Origin of the sequence: Herbaspirillum sp. YR522, from assembly GCF_000282575.1 — a bacterium.
Lineage (GTDB): Bacteria > Pseudomonadota > Gammaproteobacteria > Burkholderiales > Burkholderiaceae_D > Herbaspirillum.
This window is the reverse complement of record NZ_AKJA01000034.1, coordinates 1-22,560: the sequence shown is the minus strand read 5'-3', so window position 1 is coordinate 22,560 and position 22,560 is coordinate 1. Positions and strand designations below refer to the sequence as shown.

22 protein-coding genes are annotated in these 22,560 nt (G+C 63.8%); 16 read left to right on the top strand and 6 right to left on the bottom strand.

All coding sequences use genetic code 11. The annotated features are described in order from the left end of the window. Nucleotides 1-161: 161 nt before the first annotated feature. The 5 genes from PMI40_RS05795 (at nucleotide 162) to PMI40_RS05775 (ending at nucleotide 5,617) form a co-directional block, all read left to right on the top strand. Entirely contained in the window at nucleotides 162-2,309 is a 2,148-nt protein-coding gene (locus PMI40_RS05795; RefSeq protein WP_008113110.1) for a cytochrome c biogenesis protein ResB, read from the top strand. Between the two features lie 144 nt (nucleotides 2,310-2,453). Continuing rightward, the gene (ccsB, locus tag PMI40_RS05790; RefSeq protein WP_008113108.1) at nucleotides 2,454-3,608 is read left to right on the top strand and encodes a c-type cytochrome biogenesis protein CcsB; all 1,155 of its coding nucleotides are present in this window, start codon (nucleotides 2,454-2,456) and stop codon (nucleotides 3,606-3,608) included. Between the two features lie 10 nt (nucleotides 3,609-3,618). Further along, nucleotides 3,619-4,266 (top strand): HAD family phosphatase, encoded by a 648-nt coding sequence (locus PMI40_RS05785; RefSeq protein WP_008113106.1) that lies wholly within the window; start codon nucleotides 3,619-3,621, stop codon nucleotides 4,264-4,266. A gap of 79 nt (nucleotides 4,267-4,345) precedes the next feature. Then, complete coding sequence (locus PMI40_RS05780; protein ID WP_008113104.1) at nucleotides 4,346-4,930, top strand: GNAT family N-acetyltransferase; 585 nt, start codon at nucleotides 4,346-4,348, stop codon at nucleotides 4,928-4,930. 453 nt (nucleotides 4,931-5,383) lie between these two features. Further along, entirely contained in the window at nucleotides 5,384-5,617 is a 234-nt protein-coding gene (locus tag PMI40_RS05775) for a hypothetical protein (RefSeq protein WP_008113103.1), read from the top strand. Nucleotides 5,618-5,717: 100 nt separating this feature from the next. Here the strand turns inward: PMI40_RS05775 and PMI40_RS05770 are convergent, their stop codons facing one another. The 5 genes from PMI40_RS05770 to PMI40_RS05750 all read right to left on the bottom strand — a co-directional run bounded on the left by PMI40_RS05770 (nucleotide 5,718) and on the right by PMI40_RS05750 (nucleotide 8,506). After that, nucleotides 5,718-6,719: an NAD(P)H-dependent glycerol-3-phosphate dehydrogenase gene (locus PMI40_RS05770; RefSeq protein ID WP_008113102.1), complete on the bottom strand. Its 1,002-nt coding sequence runs from the start codon at nucleotides 6,717-6,719 to the stop codon at nucleotides 5,718-5,720. A 29-nt stretch (nucleotides 6,720-6,748) separates the two neighbouring features. Then, entirely contained in the window at nucleotides 6,749-7,195 is a 447-nt protein-coding gene (locus PMI40_RS05765) for an SH3 domain-containing protein (RefSeq protein ID WP_008113101.1), read from the bottom strand. 94 nt (nucleotides 7,196-7,289) lie between these two features. Next, nucleotides 7,290-7,781, bottom strand: coding sequence for a protein-export chaperone SecB (secB, locus tag PMI40_RS05760; RefSeq protein ID WP_008113100.1), 492 nt, complete (start codon nucleotides 7,779-7,781; stop codon nucleotides 7,290-7,292). Between the two features lie 54 nt (nucleotides 7,782-7,835). After that, complete coding sequence (grxC, locus tag PMI40_RS05755; RefSeq protein ID WP_008113099.1) at nucleotides 7,836-8,096, bottom strand: glutaredoxin 3; 261 nt, start codon at nucleotides 8,094-8,096, stop codon at nucleotides 7,836-7,838. After that, nucleotides 8,093-8,506, bottom strand: a complete 414-nt coding sequence (locus tag PMI40_RS05750; protein ID WP_008113098.1) for a rhodanese-like domain-containing protein — start codon at nucleotides 8,504-8,506, stop codon at nucleotides 8,093-8,095. The genes grxC and PMI40_RS05750 overlap by 4 nt, the downstream gene beginning before the upstream one ends. Nucleotides 8,507-8,676: 170 nt before the next feature. Between PMI40_RS05750 and gpmA the strand changes: the two genes are divergently transcribed. The 8 genes from gpmA (at nucleotide 8,677) to PMI40_RS05710 (ending at nucleotide 18,318) form a co-directional block, all read left to right on the top strand. Continuing rightward, nucleotides 8,677-9,423: a 2,3-diphosphoglycerate-dependent phosphoglycerate mutase gene (gene gpmA / locus PMI40_RS05745; protein WP_008113096.1), complete on the top strand. Its 747-nt coding sequence runs from the start codon at nucleotides 8,677-8,679 to the stop codon at nucleotides 9,421-9,423. A gap of 176 nt (nucleotides 9,424-9,599) precedes the next feature. Further along, nucleotides 9,600-10,964 (top strand): murein hydrolase activator EnvC, encoded by a 1,365-nt coding sequence (locus PMI40_RS05740; RefSeq protein ID WP_008113094.1) that lies wholly within the window; start codon nucleotides 9,600-9,602, stop codon nucleotides 10,962-10,964. Between the two features lie 3 nt (nucleotides 10,965-10,967). Then, entirely contained in the window at nucleotides 10,968-12,455 is a 1,488-nt protein-coding gene (locus tag PMI40_RS05735; RefSeq protein WP_008113091.1) for a S41 family peptidase, read from the top strand. 101 nt (nucleotides 12,456-12,556) lie between these two features. Next, nucleotides 12,557-13,312, top strand: a complete 756-nt coding sequence (locus PMI40_RS05730) for a molybdopterin-synthase adenylyltransferase MoeB (protein WP_008113089.1) — start codon at nucleotides 12,557-12,559, stop codon at nucleotides 13,310-13,312. 144 nt (nucleotides 13,313-13,456) lie between these two features. Next, complete coding sequence (gene dksA, locus PMI40_RS24350) at nucleotides 13,457-14,251, top strand: RNA polymerase-binding protein DksA (protein WP_238540898.1); 795 nt, start codon at nucleotides 13,457-13,459, stop codon at nucleotides 14,249-14,251. 137 nt (nucleotides 14,252-14,388) lie between these two features. Then, nucleotides 14,389-14,811 carry a hypothetical protein gene (locus PMI40_RS05720; RefSeq protein WP_238540897.1) on the top strand — a complete coding sequence of 141 codons (423 nt, stop codon included), beginning with the start codon at nucleotides 14,389-14,391 and terminating at the stop codon, nucleotides 14,809-14,811. Nucleotides 14,812-14,989: 178 nt separating this feature from the next. Then, complete coding sequence (locus PMI40_RS05715; RefSeq protein ID WP_008113085.1) at nucleotides 14,990-17,014, top strand: TonB-dependent receptor; 2,025 nt, start codon at nucleotides 14,990-14,992, stop codon at nucleotides 17,012-17,014. Between the two features lie 143 nt (nucleotides 17,015-17,157). Continuing rightward, a complete protein-coding gene (locus tag PMI40_RS05710) occupies nucleotides 17,158-18,318 on the top strand; it encodes a branched-chain amino acid ABC transporter substrate-binding protein (RefSeq protein ID WP_008113084.1) in 1,161 nt (386 codons plus the stop codon). 49 nt (nucleotides 18,319-18,367) lie between these two features. On the opposite strand, the gene PMI40_RS05705 is transcribed toward PMI40_RS05710, so the two are convergent. Next, nucleotides 18,368-18,832: an Lrp/AsnC ligand binding domain-containing protein gene (locus tag PMI40_RS05705; protein WP_008113083.1), complete on the bottom strand. Its 465-nt coding sequence runs from the start codon at nucleotides 18,830-18,832 to the stop codon at nucleotides 18,368-18,370. Between the two features lie 343 nt (nucleotides 18,833-19,175). Here PMI40_RS05705 and PMI40_RS05700 point away from each other — a divergent pair, with 343 nt between their 5' ends. From PMI40_RS05700 to PMI40_RS05690, 3 genes are all read left to right on the top strand, one after another. Beyond that, nucleotides 19,176-20,312: a branched-chain amino acid ABC transporter substrate-binding protein gene (locus PMI40_RS05700; RefSeq protein ID WP_008113082.1), complete on the top strand. Its 1,137-nt coding sequence runs from the start codon at nucleotides 19,176-19,178 to the stop codon at nucleotides 20,310-20,312. Between the two features lie 188 nt (nucleotides 20,313-20,500). Then, complete coding sequence (lhpH, locus tag PMI40_RS05695; protein WP_008113081.1) at nucleotides 20,501-21,511, top strand: trans-3-hydroxy-L-proline dehydratase; 1,011 nt, start codon at nucleotides 20,501-20,503, stop codon at nucleotides 21,509-21,511. A gap of 8 nt (nucleotides 21,512-21,519) precedes the next feature. After that, nucleotides 21,520-22,473, top strand: a complete 954-nt coding sequence (locus PMI40_RS05690) for a delta(1)-pyrroline-2-carboxylate reductase family protein (protein ID WP_008113079.1) — start codon at nucleotides 21,520-21,522, stop codon at nucleotides 22,471-22,473. Nucleotides 22,474-22,560: the final 87 nt, after the last annotated feature.

Sequence of the window (22,560 nt, the reverse complement as noted above, 5' to 3'; positions counted from 1 at the left end):
CAGCCGCTCATCGGCGGCCAGGCTGCCGGAGCACGCCGGAAGGCGCGCGGCGACGCAGTTTCGCCTGGAGCGGTAAAATTGCGGGTTTATCACGCTCGGTCCTGCGACTGAACGATCGAATTAATGGCGGACCGGCAAGACGGATCCGATAAGGCAGAAATATGACCACGGGCAGTACCGAAGGAATTTTGATCAAGACCCGGCAGCGCTGGCTGGGTGAGGCCATCGAACTGGTATCGTCGATGCGGTTTGCGATCAGCCTGCTGACCCTGATTGCGATCGCATCGGTGATCGGCACGGTCATGAAGCAGAACGAGCCGATGCCCAACTACGTCAACCAGTTCGGTCCGTTCTGGTTCGAGGTGTTCAACCAGGCCGGCCTGTATGCGGTGTACTCGGCCTGGTGGTTCCTGCTGATCATGGGTTTCCTGGTGCTGTCGACATCGCTGTGCATTGCCCGCAACGCACCCAAGATGCTGCGCGACATGCGCAGCTGGCGCGACAATGTGCGCGAGCAGTCGCTGCGCAACTTCCACCACAGCATGGCTTGGACCCTGGTCGAAGGCGTCCAGGCCGGTGCCACCCGCCTGGCGGCCCAGGTGCGCGGGCGTGGCTACCAGGTCAAGCTGGCCGACAAGGACGGCGCCATCCTGATCGCCGCCAAGCAGGGGGCGGCCAACAAGCTGGGTTATATCTTCGCGCACGCGGCCATCGTCATCATCTGCCTGGGTGGACTGCTCGACTCGGACTTGCCGATCCGCTTCCAGCAATGGTTCTATGGCAAGGCAGCGTTCAACGGCAACGGCATCATCTCGCAGATCCCGGAGCGCTATCGCCTGGGCCTGGGCAACCCGACCTTTCGCGGCAATACGCTCATTCCAGAAGGCGCCAGCAGCAGCACCGCGATCATCCCCCAGAAGGATGGCGTGATGATCCAGGACCTGCCCTTCACCATCCAGCTCAAGCGTTTCATCATCGAGTTCTACTCGACCGGCATGCCCAAGCTGTTCGCCAGCGAAGTGGTGGTGCGCGATCACCAGACCGGGCGCGAGACCGCGGCCACCATCAAGGTCAACGAGCCGCTGATCTATGACGGCGTGGCGCTCTACCAATCCAGTTTCGAAGACGGTGGCAGCAAGCTCAAGTTGACCGGCTACGCCATGCGCGGCGGCGCCAACACCCGTTTCGACCTGGCCGGCGAAGTCAATGGCAGCACCCCCCTGGCGCAGGTGCCGGGTGGCTATACGGTGGAATGGAGCGGTTTTCGCCCGTTCAATGTGGAGAACATGAATGCCGGCGGCGGCAACGGCGGCACCACCAGCGGCGATGCACGCGCGGTCAATGTCGGCAGGAACATCAATCGCGGCTTCATGGATGGGCTCGACAAGCATCTGGGGTCCAGCGCCAAGAACGCCAACAGCAAGGACTTCAAGAACGTCGGGCCGACCGTCCAGTACAAGCTGCGCGACCAGACCGGCCAGGCGCGCGAATACCTGAACTACATGCAATCGATGCAGATCGATGGCGCCTATGTGTTCCTGGCGGGCATGCGTGAACAACCCGACCAGCCGTTCCGCTATCTGCGCATCCCGGCCGACGAAAACGACAGCGTGGTCGAATGGATGCGACTGCGGGCGGCGCTGGCCAATCCGCAACTGCGCCAGGAGGCCGCCCGTCGTTACGCCCAGCATGCCATTGCCGGCACACGCGAGACCCCGGCCGCATTGCGCGAGCAACTGCAGCAGTCGGCGCGGCGTGGCCTGGATATCTTTGCCGGGGACGGCAGCCAGTCCGGTTTCATCGCGGTCACCCGCTTCCTCGAGAAACTGCCGGCGGCCGAGCAGGAAAAGGCGGCCGATATCTTCATGAAGATTCTCAACGGCAGCATGTGGGAGCTGTGGCAGGCCGCGCGCGTCCAGGATGGGCAGAAGCCAGTCGCCAGCGACGAAGCCAACGGCCGTTTCCTGCAGCTGTCGATCAATGCGCTGGCCGACGCCGGCTTCTATCCGGCGCCGGTATTGCTGCAACTGGCCGGATTCGAGGAGATCAAGGCCTCGGTGCTGCAGATAACCCGTTCGCCGGGCAAGAAGGTGGTCTACTTCGGCTGCCTGTTGCTGGTATTGGGCGTGTTTGCAATGCTGTACATCCGCGAGCGGCGCCTGTGGATCTGGATCAAGCCGGGCGCCGATGGGCAGGGCAGCCAGGCGCTGATGGCCATGAGCACGCAGCGCCGTACGATGGATTTCGATCGCGAATTCGAGCAGATGAAGGTGCGGCTGGCACCGGCGTCGGCCTCACCCAGGCACTGATTGGCGAGACCGGCGGAGCAGCGCATCACAAGCCGGTGGCATACACGACGCAGACCGAGCCGCCGACCGATGGCGGTAATTTTCCTGCCCTTGGCAACCAGGGCAGGAGCGGATGCAGCAGGCTGCATTCATATGGAGAACGCAATGGATATCACGCAAGCAACCCAAGGTTATACCCAGGAGCCAAGCTTCGTGCGCCGGCTGGGCATCGTGGACTGGATCTACGCTGCGGCCCTGGTCGCAGGCGCGCTTTACGCGCTCTCGCGTTTCGGCGGCTACATGGATTACTACGAAAAGGCGGTGCTGTTGCTGGCGGCCCCGACCTTCGCCTGGCTTGGTTGGCACTGGAAGCCGGTGCGCACCCTCATCGCCCTGCTGGCGGTGCTGTCGCTGGGCGCCATCGCCATGTACGGCGGTGCGCTGGAGATGGCAGAGAAGAAATTCTTCCTGAAGTACCTGCTGTCGAGCCAGTCGGCCATCCTGTGGATGAGCGCCTTGTTCCTGCTGTCGACCCTGTTCTACTGGGGCGGGCTGGCCACGCGCGCCGGCACCGGCACTGCGATCGGCTCCAGGCTGTGCTGGGCGGCGGTGGTCCTGGGCTTCACCGGCATGATGGTGCGTTGGTACGAGTCGTACCTGATCGGGCCCGATGTGGGGCATATCCCCATCTCCAACCTGTATGAAGTATTCATCCTGTTCTGCATGATCACGGCGCTGTTCTATCTGTACTACGAGCAGCATTACGCCACGCGCCAGCTGGGCGCCTTCGTGCTGACGGTGATCTCGGCGGCGGTTGGTTTCCTGATTTGGTACACGGTCTCGCGTGATGCGGCCGAGATCCAGCCGCTGGTGCCGGCATTGCAAAGCTGGTGGATGAAGATCCATGTCCCGGCCAACTTCATCGGCTATGGCACGTTTGCGCTGGCGGCGATGGTCGCCGTGGCCTACCTGCTGAAGTCGCGCGGCATCCTGGCCGATCGCCTGCCGTCGCTGGAGGTGCTCGACGATGTGATGTACAAGGCCATTGCGGTCGGCTTCGCGTTCTTCACCATCGCCACCATCCTGGGCGCGCTGTGGGCGGCCGAGGCCTGGGGCGGCTACTGGTCATGGGACCCGAAGGAAACCTGGGCGCTGATCGTCTGGCTCAACTATGCCGCCTGGTTGCACATGCGCCTGATGAAGGGTTTGCGCGGTCAGGTCGCCGCGTGGTGGGCACTGGTCGGCCTGCTGGTGACCACCTTTGCCTTCCTCGGGGTGAACATGTTCCTGTCCGGCCTGCACTCTTACGGCGAACTCTGAAGGACAGGCAATGAATCCGGATAACGCCATCGACCTGGTCATCTTCGATTGCGACGGCACGTTGGTCGACAGCGAGGTCGTGGCCGCCCAAGCATGGTCCGAATACGTTGCCCGGTATGGCGTCGACCTGACCGCGCGCGAGGCGCTGCAGCGTTTTCGCGGCGTCAGCATGACGCTGTGCCGGGCCCACATCGAAGCCCTGCACGGCGCGCCCTTGCCGGCCAGCTTCGAGAAGGAGCTGCGCGAGGTGATGGGCACCATGCTGGAGGCGCGGCTGCAACCCATCGCCGGTGCGCTGGAAATGGTGCAGGCGCTGTCCATCCCCTACGCATTGGCATCCAATGCGCCGCACCCCAAGATCGAGCTGTGCCTGCGGGTGACCGGGTTGCTGCCGTATTTTTCCGGGCGTATCTTCAGCGCCTATGACGTGCAGCGCTGGAAGCCCGACCCCGCATTGTTCCTGTTCGCCGCGCAAAGCCTGGGTGTGGCGCCGGCGCGCTGCGCGGTGGTCGAGGACAGCCTGCCGGGGGTGCAGGCCGGGCTGGCGGCGGGCATGAAGGTGATCGCGCTGCAGGAGCACGGCGTGCATCCGGAGTTGCCCGATGGCGTGGTGGTCATCGAACGCCTGGCCGACCTGCATCCCCACTTGGGCGCTTGAACCGCATTTGTTGCATGCCTGCATTTTTGGGTAAGATGGCGAGCGTGGGCGGTCCTCCTCTCAGGCCGCCATCTCCAGCATGAACCAGCATATAGACCGCGACCGCCAAATCATCTACTGCGACAGCCACATCGAGGTGCGACCGCTGGCGTTGCGCGAGGCACCGGCCCTCTATCAGGCCGTACATCAATCGGCCACCGCCATCAGTCAATGGGAAGCCTGGTGCTCACCCGATTATTCCCCGGCCGATGCCAAGCGGTTCGTGCAGAACAGTATCGAGCAGTGGAACATGCGCGCCGCCTACGACTTCAACGTCATCGCGCGCGCCTCGCGAGAGGTCATCGGCTCGGTCGCCATCAACCAGATCAGTCATCTCAACCAACTGGCCAACCTGGGCTACTGGGTTCGCGACGGCTATACCGGGCGCGGCATAGCCGCCCTGGCGGCCCGCGTCGCGGCCAGCTTTGCCTTCACCCGGGTGGGGCTGACCCGGTTGGAAATCGTGGTCCAGGCGGCCAACCTGCGCAGCCAGCGCGTGGCGGAGAAAACCGGCGCCACACTGGAATGCCTGGCCCGCAACCGCCTCGTCTTTCATGGCCAGGCACGCGATGCCAAGGTGTTCTCGCTGGTCCCGGCCGATCTCGATCTGCGCTCCCCCTCCTAGCCACGTCGGCCGCGTAGACCCCGCCGCGCGTTTCTCCCAGGCATGCTCGACGAGCCGGTAATTGACTTCGCGTGTCGTATTTAAGTCGCCGATACGTTTGGCTACATTTGTTTCATCGTGTAGCGCTAGCTGGTCAATACGGTCGCAACTGACGGGAAATCGCCCGCAAACCTGCATGGTTAAGGCATTGAAGACGACACTGCGTCGCAACAAATGGCCATTGTCAAAAAATAAATTCGAATTGGCTGACAAAATCCTGACTTTTCACGTATTCCAAATCGCGACTTGAGCGTTACATAGTTAAAGCGCCAGTCAAGAGCGATGTGGTCGAAAAGATAAGTCAGAGTAGTCGTACCGGGGAGCATTGCCATTCGACAAGCTCGAGGCACTGCGGTTTTTCGATAGGGGAATATCGAAAAGCATAGAACGTCAGGTGACGTAGAAGGAAGAACGATGCAAGCCATTCAACGCAATAAATCCGTCAATCGCAATCACGCCGGCCGCGCCGCGCAGTTGGTCATGTCCGGCGAGTCGCGCCCATCGCGCCTGAGCAAGCGCATCAAGGACGAAGCCGACGACTGCTCGGCCTACGACAAGATTTCCAAGCACATGGACGACGTCGTCGAAGGTGGGTCGCCACAGCGCTTCAAGCGCCCGAAGATGCAGAGCGATATCATCGCGCGCTGAGTCAGGCGGCTGCCGAGCTGCGCTAGGCAGCATCCGAGGCCGTCACGAAAACAGTCCCCACCGGCGTCGCCGTCGGTGGGGACTGTTGTTTTTGCAGTGCCTAGACCGTTTCTTCCCGTGCGTCCCGCGCCAGCAGGCGCGCCACCATATCCTGCACTGACACCCCATCGAACAGGGCTGCGGCCACCGCGTCGGTGATCGGCATGTCTACCTGTCTCTCGCGCGCCAGTTCGCGCACGGCCTGGGCGCAGCGTACGCCCTCGGCCACGTGGCCCAGTTCGGTCACGATGTCGTCGAGCTTCTTGTTCTGCGCCAATCCCAGTCCGACCCGACGATTGCGCGACAGGTCGCCGGTGCAGGTGAGGATCAGGTCGCCCACCCCGGACAGCCCCATGAAGGTCTCCGGACGCCCGCCCAGCGCGACCCCGAGCCGGGTGATCTCGGCCAGGCCCCGGGTGATCAGCGCGGCGCGGGCGTTGAGGCCCAGTTGCAGGCCGTCGGCCACGCCCGTGGCGATGGCCAGGATGTTCTTGACGGCGCCGCCGATCTCGACCCCGATCAGGTCGTCGCTGGAATAGATACGGATATTGCCGCCGTGGACGGCCGTGACTACCCGTTGGCAAAGTGCGGCGTCGCCACCGGCGATGGTCAGGGCGCAGGGCAGGCCGCGTGCCACTTCCTGGGCGAACGAGGGCCCCGACAGGGCGCCGGCGGCGATCTTGTCGCCCAATACCTGCTGCACGATCTGGTGCGGCAGCAAACGGGACTGTTCTTCCAGTCCCTTGCATAGCCAGACCAGGTTGGGAATGGCGCGATCACGCAGCTGGCCGGCCAGGCCGCGCAAGCCGGCCACCGACGAGGCCACGATCAGCAATGATGATGGATCGCGGCAGACGTGATCGACCGCCAGGTCGAAGTCGGCGCTGACGGTGAGCGCATCCGGTAACGGCAGGCCGGGCAGGTAGGCACGGTTTTCGCGCGCCTGTTGCGCCTCGGCCATGGCATCGCGGTTGCGTCCCCACAGCACGACGTCATGCCGGCGCGCCAGTGTGATGGCCAGTGCCGTGCCCCAGGCGCCGGCGCCGAGAATGGTGATGTTCATGGAAGTAGGTGGCTCGGGTGCAGTGGGGCCTAGTCGCCCCATACGTCGCCGACCTTGGCCAAACCGCTCTGGCCGTCACGATGGCGAACCTTGACCCAGCCGTTGCTGGGGCTTTCGATCATCTCCAGCAGCACGTTCTTGTCGGCGGTGAAGACCACCGGGCTGGCTTCGTCGGCAGTGGTGAACACGCGCGCGTTGGCAGCACTGACGACCAGCATGCGCTTGGGGGTGAGGGCCTTGGACTGGATCCAGGACAAGGTACCGGCGGCGTCGCGCACCTTGCTCCATTCACCGTAGGTCACCACGACTTCGACCGGCATGCCGCGCGGCGCCACATACACGCGCCGGCCCTTTTCGGACGGTGCGTCGTACATGATTGCCGGGGCGCCACCGACGGATTTGAAATCGAGCGCGCAGGCCTGATGGGCCAGGGTCGATCCCAGGACCGTGGCCGCGATGAACAAGGGCAGTTTCATGGGAAGTCTTTCGCAGGATCGCTGGCCGGCGCTCGCATGGGCACCGGCCAGGCAGGAAATGGCCGGGCCGCCCGATGGCGGCCGGCACGCCAGATCAGTTGACTGCGTTCGAGCCGCTGACCAGGGTTGCGTCCTGTTGCTCGGCCAGCGCCTGCAGGCGCTGTTGATAGAACACCTCGAAGTTGATCTCGGCCAGGTGCACCGGCGGGAAACCTGCGCGGGTGATGGCATCGGCGATGTTGGCGCGCAGGTACGGATAGATGATGTTGGGGCAGCCGATGCCCAGCAGCGGGTCCAGTTGCTCGGCCGGCACGTTGCGGATCTCGAAGATACCGGCTTGCTTGCCCTCGACCAGGAAGGCGACCTTGTCCTTGATCTTGGCGGTGACGGTGATGGTCACGGCCGATTCGAACACGCCTTCGGCCAGCACTTCGGCGTTGACGTCGACGGCCACTTCGATCGAAGGCGATTCCTGCTCAAGGAAGATCTGCGGCGAATTCGGTTGCTCCAGCGACAGGTCCTTCAGGTAAACGCGCTGGATCTGGAAGACGGGTTGTTGTTCAGTCTGTTGGGTCTGTTCCGACATGGATCTCTTTCAGTATCGTTAAAGTCAGTTAAAAGTGTGCAGGCCGTTGCAGCGTCAGCCTTGCAGCAGGGGGTCGAGCTTGCCGGCGCGTTCGAGGGCGTTCAGGTCGTCGAAGCCACCCACGTGGGTATCGCCGATATAGATCTGGGGCACCGTGCGGCGACCGGTCTTCTGAATCATCAGGTCACGTTGCTGGGGTTCGAGATCGACGCGGATTTTCTGGATCTCGGTGATGCCCTTGTTGTTCAGCAGGCGTTCGGCCATGACGCAATAAGGGCAGACGGCCGTGCAATACATGACTACCGGGGCGCTCATTTTGCATCCTTTACGGTCAGCGGCAGGCCCTGGCCTTGCCAGGCGGAGATGCCGCCCTGGAGGCCATATACATCGGCAAAGCCGGCCTTTTTCAGGGCAGACTCGGCCTTCATGGCCTGGCTGCCGTTCTGGCACACCACGATCACCGGGCGGCCCTTGAGCTTGTCGAGTTCGCCGATGCGCTGTGGCAACTCCTTGAGCGGGATGTTACGGGCGTCGCGCAGGTGGCCGGCGGCGAACTGGTCGGCCTCACGTACGTCCAGCACCAGGGTCTTGCCCTGGTTGAGCATCTGGGTTGCCTGCAGCAGGGAAAGCTTGTTGCCGCGCTGTTGCAGGTAGGGCACCAGCAGTGCCACGCCCGATACCAGCGCCAGTGCGATCAGGAAAATATTGTCGATGATGAATTTCACGGCGGTCCAATGGGTTTACTTAATCCCGGCATTATAAAATAGAAGCAGTTGTCGATCCGCATTATCGGATCGCGCGGCCCTTCGGGGCCCGGAAGCTCTTCGGTGCATGGCGCCCCGCGCCGCCCCCGGACTTCCCTGCACCGCTTTTTCCATCCATCAAAAAGCCAACTATGTACAAAATCGTATTCATGCGCCACGGCGAATCGACCTGGAATCTGGCCAACCGGTTCACCGGCTGGGTCGACGTCGACCTGACCGAGAAGGGCGTGGCCGAAGCGCGCCAGGCCGGCAAGTTGCTCAAGGAAGCCGGGTTTGTGTTCGACCTGGCGTACACCTCGGTGCTCAAGCGTGCCATCCGCACCTTGTGGACCACGCTGGACGAAATGGACCAGATGTATGTCCCGGTCAAGAACGACTGGCGTCTCAACGAGCGCCACTACGGTGCGCTGCAAGGCTTGAACAAGGCCGAGACCGCCGCCCAGTACGGCGACGAGCAGGTGCTGGTCTGGCGCCGCAGCTATGACACCCCGCCCAATCCGCTGGCCGAGGACGACCCGCGTGCGTCGTACGACGATCCGCGCTACGCCGGGCTGGCACGCGAACAAATCCCGCTGACCGAATGTCTGAAGGACACCGTGGCCCGGGTGCTGCCGGCGTGGAACGATTCGATCGCTCCGGCCATTCGCGCCGGCAAGCAGATCATCATCTCGGCCCACGGCAACAGCTTGCGGGCCCTGATCAAGTACCTCGACGGCATCAGCGACAACGATATCGTCGGCCTGAACATCCCCAACGGCCAGCCGTTGGTGTATGAGCTGGACGCCGATCTCAAGCCGATCAAGAGCTACTATCTGGGCGACCAGTCCGCCATCGACGCCGCGCTCAAGGCCGTGGCCAACCAAGGGAAGTCGAAATAAAACTGCGTTTTCTCAGTCGTCCCGGCCGGACCGCCAGGTCCGACGACGCCCATCCCGGCAAAACCCTGCCATCGCTGCATGCCCGACCCCGGTCCGGCGTGCCGCTGGCGCTGGTTCGTCCGGCGGGTTGGCATCCGGCGTGCGGTGCGGCCGTCCTGCTGCTGGCGCTGGGCGTCATGGGCTTGCTGCCGGCTGGCACCGTGCAGGCCCAGGCGATCACCGAACGCACCCGCCAGAAGCAGGCGGCCGAGAAGGAGCAGGCCGACCTGCGCCAGCGCCTGTCGGCGCTCAAGCGCGATATCGACCAGACCGAGGCCGCCAAGGGTAACGCGGCCGATGCGCTGGCTGCCTCCGAGCAGGCCATCTCGCGCGCCAACCGCTCGCTGCGCGACCTGGCACTGGAGCAGCAACAGACCGAGAGCCGACTGGCGCAACTGGTACGCCAGCTCAACCAGTTGAGCGCCCAGGTCAATGCGCAGCAGGCGCAGCTGTCGCGATTGCTGCGCGAGCAGTACGTGGCCGGCAACGAAGACCGCATCAAGCTGCTGCTGTCGGGCGACAACCCCAATCGCATCAATCGCGAACTGCAATACCTGGGTTATGTATCGCAGGCGCAGGCCAAGCTGATCGACACGCTGCGTGCCAACCTGCAGGCCATTCGCAGCAACAAGGCCGAGACCCAGAACGCCAAGTTCGAACTCGAAGAGATCGCCCAGGAAGAGAACGAGCAGAAGCAGACCCTGGAGAAGGAAAAGGCCAAGCGGGCGACGCTGTTGTCGCAGCTGTCGACGCGCTTGAGCGCCCAGCGCAAGGAAGTCGGGCATATCGAACAGGACCAGCAACGCCTGTCGAGCCTGGTCGACCGCCTGGCGCAACTGATCGAGCAGCAGAAGAAGGCAGAGGCCGAGGCGCGCGAAAAGCGCCGGCAGGAACAATTGGCCAAAGCCCGTGCCGAACGCGAGAAGCGACTGGCCGAGCAGCGTGCGCGGGCCGCCGAAAGGGCCGCGCAGGCAGCCAAGGCCGGCAAGCCGGCCCCCAGGATGCCCGATCCGTCCGATGCCATCGACGACGACGAACCACCGCAATCGGCTTCGCTGGGACGCAACGACACGGTGCCTGAACCGCAGTCGGAGAATTTCGGCAAGCCGTTCGCCAGCCAGCGCGGCCAGCTGCGCTTGCCGGTAAGGGGTGACCTGGCGGCCAGGTTCGGCAGCCGGCGCGGCGACGGACCAAGCTCACGGGGCCTGTTCATTCGCGCCGCCGAAGGGGCCGAAGTCAGGGCCGTGGCCGGTGGGCGGGTAGTGTTTGCCGACTGGCTGCGCGGCTTCGGCAACCTGGTGATCGTCGACCACGGCAACCAGTACATGACCATCTATGGCAACAACCAGGCCATCCTCAAGCGCGCCGGGGATGTGGTCAAGGGTGGCGAAACCATCGCCACTGCGGGCAATAGCGGCGGTAACGAGCAATCGGGTTTATACTTTGAAATGCGGCATCAGGGCCGCGCATTCGACCCACTCACGTGGGTAACTACTAGGTGACACATGGGCAGCAAACTCAAGAATATCAGTCTGATCGGGTTGGGCATGGTGGCGGGCGCCACGGCGATGATTCAGTTCGACGCCATCGCGCAGAAGAATGTGATGGCGGCCTTGCCGCTGGAGGAGATGCGCCAGTTGACCGATGTCTTCGGTCTGATCAAGTCGGACTACGTGGAACCGGTAGAAGACAAGAAGCTGCTCACCGAAGCCATTTCGGGCATGGTGGCCTCGCTTGACCCGCATTCCGCCTATCTCGACAAGAAGGCCTACAAGGAGCTGCGCGAAGGCACCATGGGCAAGTTCGTCGGCCTGGGTATCGAGGTCGGCATGGAAGACGGCTACGTGAAGGTGATTTCGCCGATCGAGGATTCCCCGGCCTTTCGCGCCGGGATCAAGGCAGGCGACCTGATCACCCGTCTCGACAGCACCCCGGTCAAGGGCCTGTCGCTGGACGAGGCGGTCAAGAAGATGCGCGGCGAGCCCAACACCAAGATCACGCTGACCATCGCCCGCAAGGAAGAGGACAAGCCGATCATCCTGACCATCACCCGCCAGGAGATTCGCGTCCAGAGCGTCAAGTCCAAGGTCATCGAGCCTGGTTACGCCTGGCTGCGCGTGACCCAGTTCCAGGAACCGACGGTCGATGACATGTCGCGCCGCCTGGCCGCCATCTATGCGCAGGAGCCGAACCTGAAGGGCCTGGTGCTGGACCTGCGCAACGATCCGGGCGGCGTGCTGCCGGGTGCCATCGGGGTATCGGCGGCGTTCCTGCCGAAGGATTCGGTGGTGGTGTCGACCAATGGCCAGATCCCGAGCTCCAAGGCAACTTTCTACGCCAAGCGCGAGTTCTACGCTTCCAGCCCGCTCAACGATCCGCTGTCGCGCCTGCCGGAGGCCATCAAGAAGGTGCCGATGGTGGTGCTGGTCAACAGCGGTTCGGCCTCGGCTTCCGAGATCGTCGCCGGCGCCCTGCAAGACTACAAGCGCGCCACCATCATGGGTACCCAGACCTTCGGCAAGGGCTCGGTGCAATCGGTGATCGCGCTGCCGCCCGAGAAGAACACGGCGGTCAAGCTGACCACGGCGCGCTACTTCACGCCCAAGGGTCGCTCGATCCAGGCGCGTGGCATCGTGCCTGACATCATGGTCGACGAGTTCCCGGACGGCGACGGCCTGAACGGCCTGCGCCTGCGCGAAGCCGACCTGTCCAAGCACTTGAGCAACGACACCGACAAGTCGGCCGAGGTCAAGGCGCAAGCCATGGACGAGCTGGCCGAGGAGCGCCTGATCGCCGCCGAGAAGAAGCGCAAGCCGCTCGATTTCGGCAGCAAGGACGACTTCCAGCTGACCCAGGCGCTGAACCACCTGAAGGGCTTGCCGGTGCAGGTCTCCAAGGCCAAGCCGGAAGTGCGCAACGAGGAAGGCAAGAACGCCACGCCAGCCGCTCCCGCCAAGGACAGCAAGACGCCGCCCGAGAAAATCGAGAAGTGATGCTGCCCGCGATACCTCTAGGGTATCGCGGTGCATGCCTGGCGTAGTAGCGGGTCGCGTCAGCGGCCCGTTTTCATTTGGCCAACACCAGAGCCTGCCCGATGGACGATCGACAACTGCTGCGTTATTCCCGCCATATCCTGCTCGACGAGATCGACGTCCCGGGCCAGGCGCGCCTGCTGGCCGCACGGGCGCTGGTGATCGGCGCCGGCGGGCTGGGCTCTCCGGCGGCCATGTACCTGGCCTCGGCCGGGGTGGGGCGCATCACGCTGGTCGACGACGACCAGGTGGACCTGACCAACCTGCAACGCCAGATCATGCATACCACCGCGCGCGTCGGCCAGCCCAAGGTCGAGTCGGCGCGCCAGGCACTGCAGCAGATCAATCCCGAGATCGAGGTCGTCGGGCTGGCCGAGCGGCTCGCAGGCGAGCGGCTGCAGGCGCTGGTGGCACAGGCCGACGTGGTACTCGATTGCAGCGACAACTTTGCCACCCGCCATGCCATCAACCGGGCCTGCGTGGTCGCTGCGGTGCCGTTGGTGTCGGGAGCGGCGATCCGCTTCGATGGCCAGGTCAGCGTATTCGACTCGCGCGACCCTGGCAGTCCCTGCTATGCCTGCCTGTTCCCGCCCGAGCGCCAATTCGACGAAGTGCAATGCGCCACCATGGGGGTATTTGCGCCGCTGGTGGGCATTATCGGAACCATGCAGGCCGCCGAGGCACTCAAGCTGGTAGCCGGCGTCGGCCGCTCACTGGCCGGGCGGCTGCTCATTCTCGATGCGCGCGAGATGGAATGGACCTCGATCAACGTCGGGCGCGACCCGGGCTGTTCCGTGTGTGGCCAGCGACATACGTGAGGCGGCTCCCATTCGGGGCGATCTTCTGGTATAACTCTGCTGATCCGTCGACTATCAGCTGATCCTGGCAACATCATAATTTCTAAGCGGAATCAGCCGGCATGGCCTTACCCGTAGGGGGAGTGATGAAAGGCTCCGCGAAAGATGCTGTTTTCCGGTGCGTCGCCGCTGGTGCTGGCGGCCGCGGGGCGCATCATCCTTGCAGCCCTGCGCCGGCCCGGGTTGCCGCAGCGGCGCCTCGCCAGCGCCGCGCGAACTCCAACGACTTGCAGTGCCAGCGGTTGGTGTACAATCCTGACCGCGAAAATGGCAGTGTCTTCTCCGGCCCGTTTGGCCGCAAGAGGCAAGTCCGCCAGACACTCGCTCAAGTTTCAAGCCAAGAGGTGCAAGAACGCGACAAGGGAAGTGGATTCAAAAGCGACCGGTTCCGGCAGCGAAGCATCCGTCGGGATTTGGATAGTTGAAAAACCCGTAGTATTGAAAGTAAGCGAAGTGGCAACCAAAACTCCCAAAACTACCCCTGCAGCGCAACCATTGCTGACTGAAGAGCAAATCCTCAAGATGGACGAGAAGGACTATATGAACCCGGCCCAGCTGGCGTTCTTCAAGGTCCGCCTCCAACAGCTCGAAAAGGAATTGCTCAAGAACGCGGGCGAAACCACCGAACACCTGCGCGAAACCGTGCTGGTGCCCGATCCTGCCGACCGCGCCACCATCGAGGAAGAACACGCTCTCGAACTGCGTACGCGCGACCGCGAACGCAAGCTGCTCAAGAAGGTGCAGCAATCGATCGTGTCCATCGACAGCGGCGACTATGGTTGGTGTGAAGAAACCGGTGAACCGATCGGTGTTCCGCGCCTGCTGGCCCGTCCAACGGCAACCCTGTCGCTGGAAGCGCAGCAACGTCGCGAACTCAAGCAGAAATTGTACGGCGACTGATCGCGCGTGCGGGGTCGAGCCGCTCCGTGGCTGACGGGGCGCGAAGTGCCAGGCGGCTCACGCCGCTGGCAGCGCCGGGCTTGACCTTGCCAATCGAAGAAATTCAACGCCGAGCCCGCGGTATGTCGGCAGTCATCATGTATATCCCCATGTCCAACCAGCGTCCCGTGCGCACACAGATCTTCGTCACCTTGCTGGTGATGTCGCTGCTGTTCGCCCAGGCGTTGGGGCTGGTGCACGCCATCGCCCACGCCAACTGGCAGGGTAGCAGTGTGCATTCGCTGGTCGACGAGGCGCTGTTCGATGAAGCCCGCGCGTCCCCGGCAGCGCACCACGACGTGGATGGCATGGATCGCGCTGACCTTGCCAGCGCCCATGGTGGTGCCCACCACCATTCGTGCGAAGCCTACGACGGCGCCACCCTGGCGGCCGTGATGCACTTCGATTTCCCCTCCCTGTCCTTGCTGCCGCCGGTGCGCGTGCTGGCCTTGTGGCAGGCGTTCGCGTCCTGGGACGCGCCGGTCAATTGCCCCTTCCTCTCGCGCGCGCCGCCGCGTTGAATTCCACCCTGAACTGACCGGGGCCGACAGGCCCCTCGTTGCTGGTTGTCCTGCGTGATCGCGCTCGCCCTGCCCCCAGCGCAGGCGATGGGTACGCGTTGCGACGGCCGGCCTGAATGCGCCGCGCGTAGCCATGCGATGGAGCGCGATACGGCGCGCATGCACACCAGGAATTCAAATGTACAACCAACGCCAACATTATCTGGCAGCCGCGGTGCTGTCGGCTCTCGCATCGTGGTCGACCGCGGCCGCCGCCCAAGCCGGCGAAGGCGACGCGCCGCCGGCACTGCAACCGATCGTGGTCACCGCCAACCCCTTCGCTTCCGATGAAGACCTCCAGGTCCTGACGCCGGCCAAGGTGCTGGCCGGCGACGAACTGCGCAACAAGCTGGGCAACTCGCTGGGCGACACCTTGTCGTCCGAACTGGGCGTGTCGGCATCGGCCTTCGGCGCCGGTGCCTCGCGCCCCATCATCCGCGGCATGGAAGGGCCACGGGTCATGATCCTGCAGAACGGCATGGCGGTCTCCGATGTGTCCACCGTCTCCAACGACCACGCGGTGTCGACCGAAGCGGCTACCGCACGCCAGATCGAGATCCTGCGCGGCCCGGCCACGCTGCTGTACGGATCGGGCGCCATCGGCGGCCTGGTCAACGTGGTCAACGAGCGCATCCCCACGCTGCTGTTGCCCAAGCCGACCGGGGCCGTCGAAGGGCGATACGGTACGGTCGACGGCGAGAAGAACGGGTCCTTCGTGCTCGACACGTCGGCCGGCCCGATCGGCCTGCACGTCGATGGCAATTATCGCGATACCGACAATTACAAGATCCCGGGCAATGCCACCCGGGGCAATCCCGACAGCGCCAGCGGTCGCCTGCCCAACAGCTTCACCCATGAGACCAGCGGCGGAGCCGGCGCGTCCTATATCGCATCCTGGGGGCATGTCGGCCTGTCGGCCTCGACGCTGGACGATCACTACGGCATTCCTACCGCCGAGAACTCGTTCATCGACCTGCACCAGAGTCGCTACGACATCGACACGCTGGTACGCGACCCGTTTGCCGGCATCGAGAGCATGCGTTTCAAGTTCGGCTACACCGACTATACCCATGCCGAGAAGCAGCAGGATGGCACCCCCGCCACCATCTTCAGGAACCGCGCCCTGCAGACCCGCTGGGAACTGACCCACGCGCCGCTGGCCGGCTGGCGTGGCAGCTTCGGGGTACAGACCGAGCAGAGCAATTATTCCGCGTTGTCGGCCCAGTCGGGCAGCGCCGAGTTGACCCCGCCGACCCGTTCCAGTTCGTTCGCCGGCTTCCTGGTCGAACAGCGCCAGTTCGGTCCGGTACTGGCCAGCGCGGGCCTGCGCGGTGAAAGCGTCAAGCGCCGGCCCGATGCCGGCAGCGGCCTGGGTGGCCGCGATTTCAATCTGCTGTCATGGTCGGCCGGTGCCTTGTGGACCTTCACCCCCGGCTATGGCCTGGGCCTGACCTACTCGCTGGCGCAGCGGGCGCCGACGGTCGAGGAGCTGTACTCCAATGGGCCGCACGAATCCACCGCCACCTTCGACATCGGTGATGGCCAGCTCAAGAAGGAAACCTCGCATAACATCGAGTTGACCCTGCAGAAAACCGAGGGCCCGGTCCGCTGGAAGGGCAACCTGTTCCAGAACAAGGTGAGCAACTATATCTATGGACGCACCAATGGCCAGGTGGACGAAGAAGGCAATGCCGATGCCGGTGGCGAATTCACCCAGCGTTTCTGGTCGCAAGGCGATGCCACCATCCGTGGCGCCGAAGTGGAAGTGAGCTACAACTGGAACGGTGACGGTTTCGCGGCACGGACCTTTGCCGATACGTCGCGCGGCTCGCTCGACAACCAGGGCAGCCTGCCCTTGCAACCAGCCACCCGTTACGGGGTCGAATTGGCGTATCGCGCCGGGCCGTGGGCCAGCGGCATGAAGGTATTGCGTGCCAGGAAGCAGGACCGCCTGGCGTCCTTCGAGACCTTCGAGACGCCGTCCTACACCCAGCTCGACGCCAACCTCTCGTATACCCAGAGGTTGAATGGTGTGAAACTGACCTGGTTTGCCCTGGCGCGCAACCTGCTCAACCAGGATATTCGCCTGTCGACCTCGGTATTGAAGGAATCGGTGCCCATGGGCGGACGTAACCTGATCCTGGGGGTGCGCTCCAGCTTCTGATGCAGTGCGGGCCATGTCGCCGGTGTCTCGCCGGCGACGTGGCCGAACGCGGCGATTATTGGCCAGCGAAGAGGGCATCGGTTGTGTTTGTTTAGAATTAATTTTAGTATTGGCGTGCCTCTTTCTTTCCGGTTTCCGAACGCATGCAATCCACTGTCCTGGCCCGCGTTGCGCTGGCAGCCTCCCTGATGCTCGACGTCCTCGCGGCGCGCGCCGAGGTGATCGATACGCCAGAGCGGGTACAGATAGTGCGTGTCGGGTTCAGCGGTCCGCTGAGCGGGCCCAGCGCACCGATCGGCATCGATGCACTCAACGGCATGCAGATCGCCATCGACCGACTCAACCAGCAGGGCATGGAGCTCGATGGCAAGTCGCTGCGATTCGAGACGGTGGTGCGTGACGACGAGTCCGACCCGCAGCGTGGCGCCGAGATCGCCCGCGAGATGGCGGCCATCGGTGTCAGCGCGGTGCTGGGACCGATCAATTCGGGCGTTGCACTGGGCGCCGCCCGCGCCTATAACGATGGGCAGACGCCGTCGCTGACGGCGGCCTCCAACCCGCGGGTGACGCAGCTCGGGCAACCCTACCTGTTCCGTATCGTGGCCAGCGATGGCGACATCGGCGCCAAGATGGCGCGCTACGCTGCGCGCACCCTCAAGCTGGGCAGCGTGGCCATCATCGACGACGGCAGCGCCTATGCCGATGGCCTCATCGAGGCCTTCCAGCGCAGCGCCAAGTCGCAGGGCCTGCAGGTCGGGGCCCGCGAAAAGATCCCGCCCGGTGCGGATGAGGCCACCACCAGCGCCGTCTTGCGCCGCATTCGCGACAGCCATGCGGAGGCGGTCTTCCTGGGCACCTATTCACAGCATGCGGCAAGCCTGGTCAAGCAGCTGCGACGCATGAAGATGGGCCTGGCGGTGCTGGGCGGGGATACGCTGTGCTCGGCCGTGGTGGCGCGTTCGGCGGGCGCCGCCCTGGGCGACAACACCTATTGCGTGCTGGGTGGGGAATGGCTGACCAAGGCTACCGACGGCGCCGTGTTCGCCGCCGGCTTCCAGCGCAAGTTCGGGCGGGCGCCCGATGTCTATGCCGCTTCCTACTTCGACGGCGTCATGTTGCTGGCACATGCGATCCGTTCCTCGGGAACCACCGACGGCCGGCAACTGATGCCGGCGCTGGCGCGCGCCCGCTACAAGGGCATCACGGCCAGCTACGAATTCAATGCCCAGCATGACCTGAAGGAATCCACCGTCACCATCCTGCGGTTCAAGGGTACCGAGATGGTGCCCCTGGCCACCTATTGACCTATCGGGCAGGTACGGCGCGCAGGGATGCGTCGACGCCGGTCGGCGTTCAGCGGATCGGCAGGCGGATGGTGTTCTTGACTTCTTCCATCACGGCGTAGGTATGGGTCTCGCGCACACCCTTGAGTTGCAGCAGCGACTTGCCCAGGAATTCGCGGTAGGCGTTCATGTCCTTGACCCGCGACTTCACCAGGTAATCGAAACCTCCCGCGACCATGTGGCATTCCATGATCTCGGGAATGCTCTGCACGCTCTTCTTGAATTCGGCGAACACATCCGGCGTGGTGCGGTCGAGCACCACCTCGATGAACACCAGCAGTGACACATCCAGCAGTTCCGGATTGAGCTGGGCGGCAAAGCCAAGGATGTAGCCGGCCTCCTGCAACTTGCGTACCCGCTCCAGGCAAGCTGCGGGCGACAGGTTCACGCGCCCGGCCAGGTCGACATTGCTGATACGGCCATCGTTTTGCAGTTCGGCCAGGATTTTCTTGCTGATTTTGTCGAGTGCCGGCATGAATCCGAATTTAATTTAGTCCAGAATTTTTTTGGAGAATTTAATTTTGATTATAAAGGCAATAAACGCGCCTAATATCAGTAAAGAGTAAATAGAATCCTCCCTCATAAAAATATACAACGTAATGCGGGCATGGTGCGCCAACGGCGGTGCATCTGCGCGGACGACAGCAGTATTCCGGCAAACTTATCAACAGGTTTCACATGTTCGACCCTGCAACGGCGCAGTGCGTACAGCATCGACGGAATCGCTGCCATGGTTGCATGGTCAGCGGGATATCCTGCTATTGCGGCGTCGCAACCCATTTACCCGCAGTCTGACTTCTAGAGAGAGGAAACACTCAATGTTCAAGCGCGTCACCGGACTCAACATCATCGCCGCTTCGCTGGCCTTGATTCCAGCCTTCGCCCTGGCGCAGGAAACGCAGGTCGTCAAGATCGGCTTTTCCAGCCCGTTGACCGGCCCGCAGGCATCGGCCGGCAAGGATAACCAGGGCGGCCTGATGCTGGCCGTCGAGCGCCTCAATACCCAGGGTATCGTGGTGGGCGGCAAGAAGCTCAAGTTCGAAGTGATCGCCGAGGATGACCAGGCCGATCCGAAGTCGGGTGTGGGCGCGGCCCAGAAGCTGGTTGACCAGGGCATCAAGGCCATCGTCGGTCCGTACAACTCGGGCGTGACCATCCCTGCTTCGCGCGTGTTCAACGACGCCGGCGTGGTGGTGGCCACCGTGGCTTCCAATCCGAAGATCACCCAGCAAGGGTTTGCCACGCTGTTCCGCGTGGCCGCCAGCGATAGCCAGCTGGGCGGCAAGATGGCCCTGTACGCGGCCAAGGAACTGAAGGTCAAGCGGGTCTCGGTGATCGACGACCGCACCGCCTATGGCCAGGGCCTGGCCGAGGAATTCAGCAAGGTGGCCAAGGCCAACGGCATCGATGTGGTCAGCAAGGACTTCACCAACGACAAGGCAACCGACTTCACCGCCATCCTGACCTCGATCAAGGGCAAGAAGCCGGACGCCGTGTTCATCGGTGGCTATGCACCGCAAGGCGGCCCGATCAAGCGCCAGATGAAGCAACTCGGTATCAATGCCACGCTGATGGGCGGCGACGGCATCTGCTCGCCTGAAATGGGACGCCTGGGTGGCGACGCCATCGGCGAGTCGGTCTACTGTACCCAAGGCGGTACGATGCTCGACAAGGCCAAGGACGGCAAGGTCTTCGCCGAGGACTACCAGAAGAAGTACGGCCGTCCCGCCGAGACCTACGCCGTGTCGTTCTATGACGGCATGATGCTGATCGCCCAGGCCATGAAGGCCGCCAACTCGATCGAGCCCAAGCAGTTCGGCCCGGCACTGGCCAAGATCAGCTACAAGGGCGTGGCAGGCCAGTACGACTTCGACGCCAACCACGACCTGAAGCAGTCGCCGGTGACCGTGTACCGCTTCAAGGACGGTGTGCCTGTGCCACTGACCAGCTACTGATCCACTGGTCGAGGCAGCTGGCGAGCCAGCCTGCTGCCGGCCGCTTCGCCCCCGGTCTTGCTCGACCGGACGACGCGAAGCGGCCGTGGTCGCACCATCCTCCACCGTATCGTCATCGTTCCAGTTTCGCGCGTTTCCGCCTGGCGCAGGCGGGACATGCTCGCGACCGTCGGAACCAAGGATTTTCCATGCTCAGCTATACCCGTACCGTCCAGACCATCGACGCGCACACTGGCGGCGAACCGCTGCGCATCTTGGTGTCGGGTCTGCCGCCGGTGCCCGGCGCCAACATCCTGCAAAAACGGGCCTGGCTCAAGGAGCACCGCGACGACCTGCGCCAGTTCCTGATGAACGAGCCGCGCGGGCATGCCGACATGTATGGCGCCTACCTGCTGCCGCCGGTCACGCCCGAGGCCGACTTCGGCGTGATCTTCATCCATAACGAAGGCTATAGCGACATGTGCGGCCACGGCATCATTGCCCTGGGCAAGGTGCTGGTCGAGATGGGGTATGTCGAGCGTAGCGTGCCAAGCACCCGCATCTGTTTCGACGCCCCGGCCGGTTTCATCGAAGCCTTCGTCGAATGGGACGGCACCCGTGCCGGACGCGTGAGCTTTCGCAATGTGCCCGCCTTCATCTATCGTCGCGACGTGGTGGTCGACACGCCTGGCTTCGGCCGCATCCAGGGCGACATCGTGTTCGGCGGCGCGTTCTATTACTACATCAACGCCGCCCAGGCCGGCCTGACGGTCAAGCCCGAACTGGTGCGCCAGCTGATACAGCTGGGTGCCGAGACCAAGGCCGCGGTCAAGGCACAGGTGGCGATCCGGCATCCGCTCGAGCCCGGCCTGGATGCGCTGTATGGCACCATCATCGACAGCGAACCCAATTTCCCCGGCGCCGACCAGTCCAATGTGTGCATCTTCGCCGATCGCGAAGTCGACCGTTCGCCCACCGGCACCGGCACTTCCGGGCGCGCCGCGCAATTGTTCCTGCGGGGCCGGCTGGCGCTGGAGCAGCCTTACGTCAATGGCAGCATCGTCGGCAGCAACTTCGGCGTGCGCGTCATCGGTACTACCCGGGTCGGCGAATTCGACGGTGCACTCACCGAGGTCAGCGGCCACGCCCACATCATGAGTACCAACCAATGGGTGCTGGAAGACTCCGATCCCTTCCCGACCGGGTTCTTCCTGCGCTAGAGGCCGACATGCATATTCTCGACGCCCGGCAGACCGCCGTCGCGCTGCCCTACGCGCGACTGGTCGACGCCCTCGCCACCGCCGCGCAGCAATTCGCCAACGGCACCATCCGCGCCCCGGAGCGCCAGGTGGTGCCGATCGACCCATCCAGCGTATTGCTGGGCATGCCGGCCATCGCCGACGACCTGTCGGTCACCAAGCTCATTACCGTGCATGCCGACAATGGCCGCCACGGCTTGCCGGCGATCCAGGGTGAAGTGGTGGTCTTCGAGACCGATACCGGTCGTCGTATCGCGCTGCTGGACGGCCCCACCGTGACGGGCCGGCGCACGGCCGCCATGACCATGCTGGGCATTCGTACGCTATTGCCGCGCGCGCCCGGTTCGGCCTTGCTGATCGGCACCGGCGCCCAGGCAGTGGCGCACGCCGATGCCCTGGTCGAGATCTTCGGTGTGCGGCAGTTCTGGATCGCCGCGCGTGACCTGCCGCGCATGCAGCAATTCTGTGCTGCGTTGGCGCAGCGCCATCCAGGGGTGGTCGCCAGTCCGCTGCCGGCGCAGCTGCTGGCCAGCCAGGCACCCGTCACGGACGTGGTGATCGCACTGACCACGGCGCGCCAACCGGTCATTCCCGAGCATATCGGCGCCGATACGCTGGTCATCGGCGTGGGCGCCTTCAAGCCCGACATGGCCGAGTTTCCGCCGGCCCTGCTGCATGCGCGTCGGATCGTGGTCGATGACCCGGCCGGCGCCCGCCACGAGGCCGGCGACCTGATACAGGCAGGGATAGACTGGCAGCAGGTGCTAGCCATCGGCGATGTCCTGTCGGGCAAGGTGAGCGGCGCGAGCCTGTCGCGCAACGGTGCGCTGCCGGTCTTCAAGACGGTCGGCCAGGCGTCGTGGGACCTGGCGGCGGCGCGCGTGGCGCGGGCGGCACTGGACCAGCACGCAATTCATTCGTAATCCCATCAGTCAACCAGACTCATCCCATAAGTCAACCAGACAGGAGACTTCGTTTCATGGACATCTTCATCCAGCAGATCATCAACG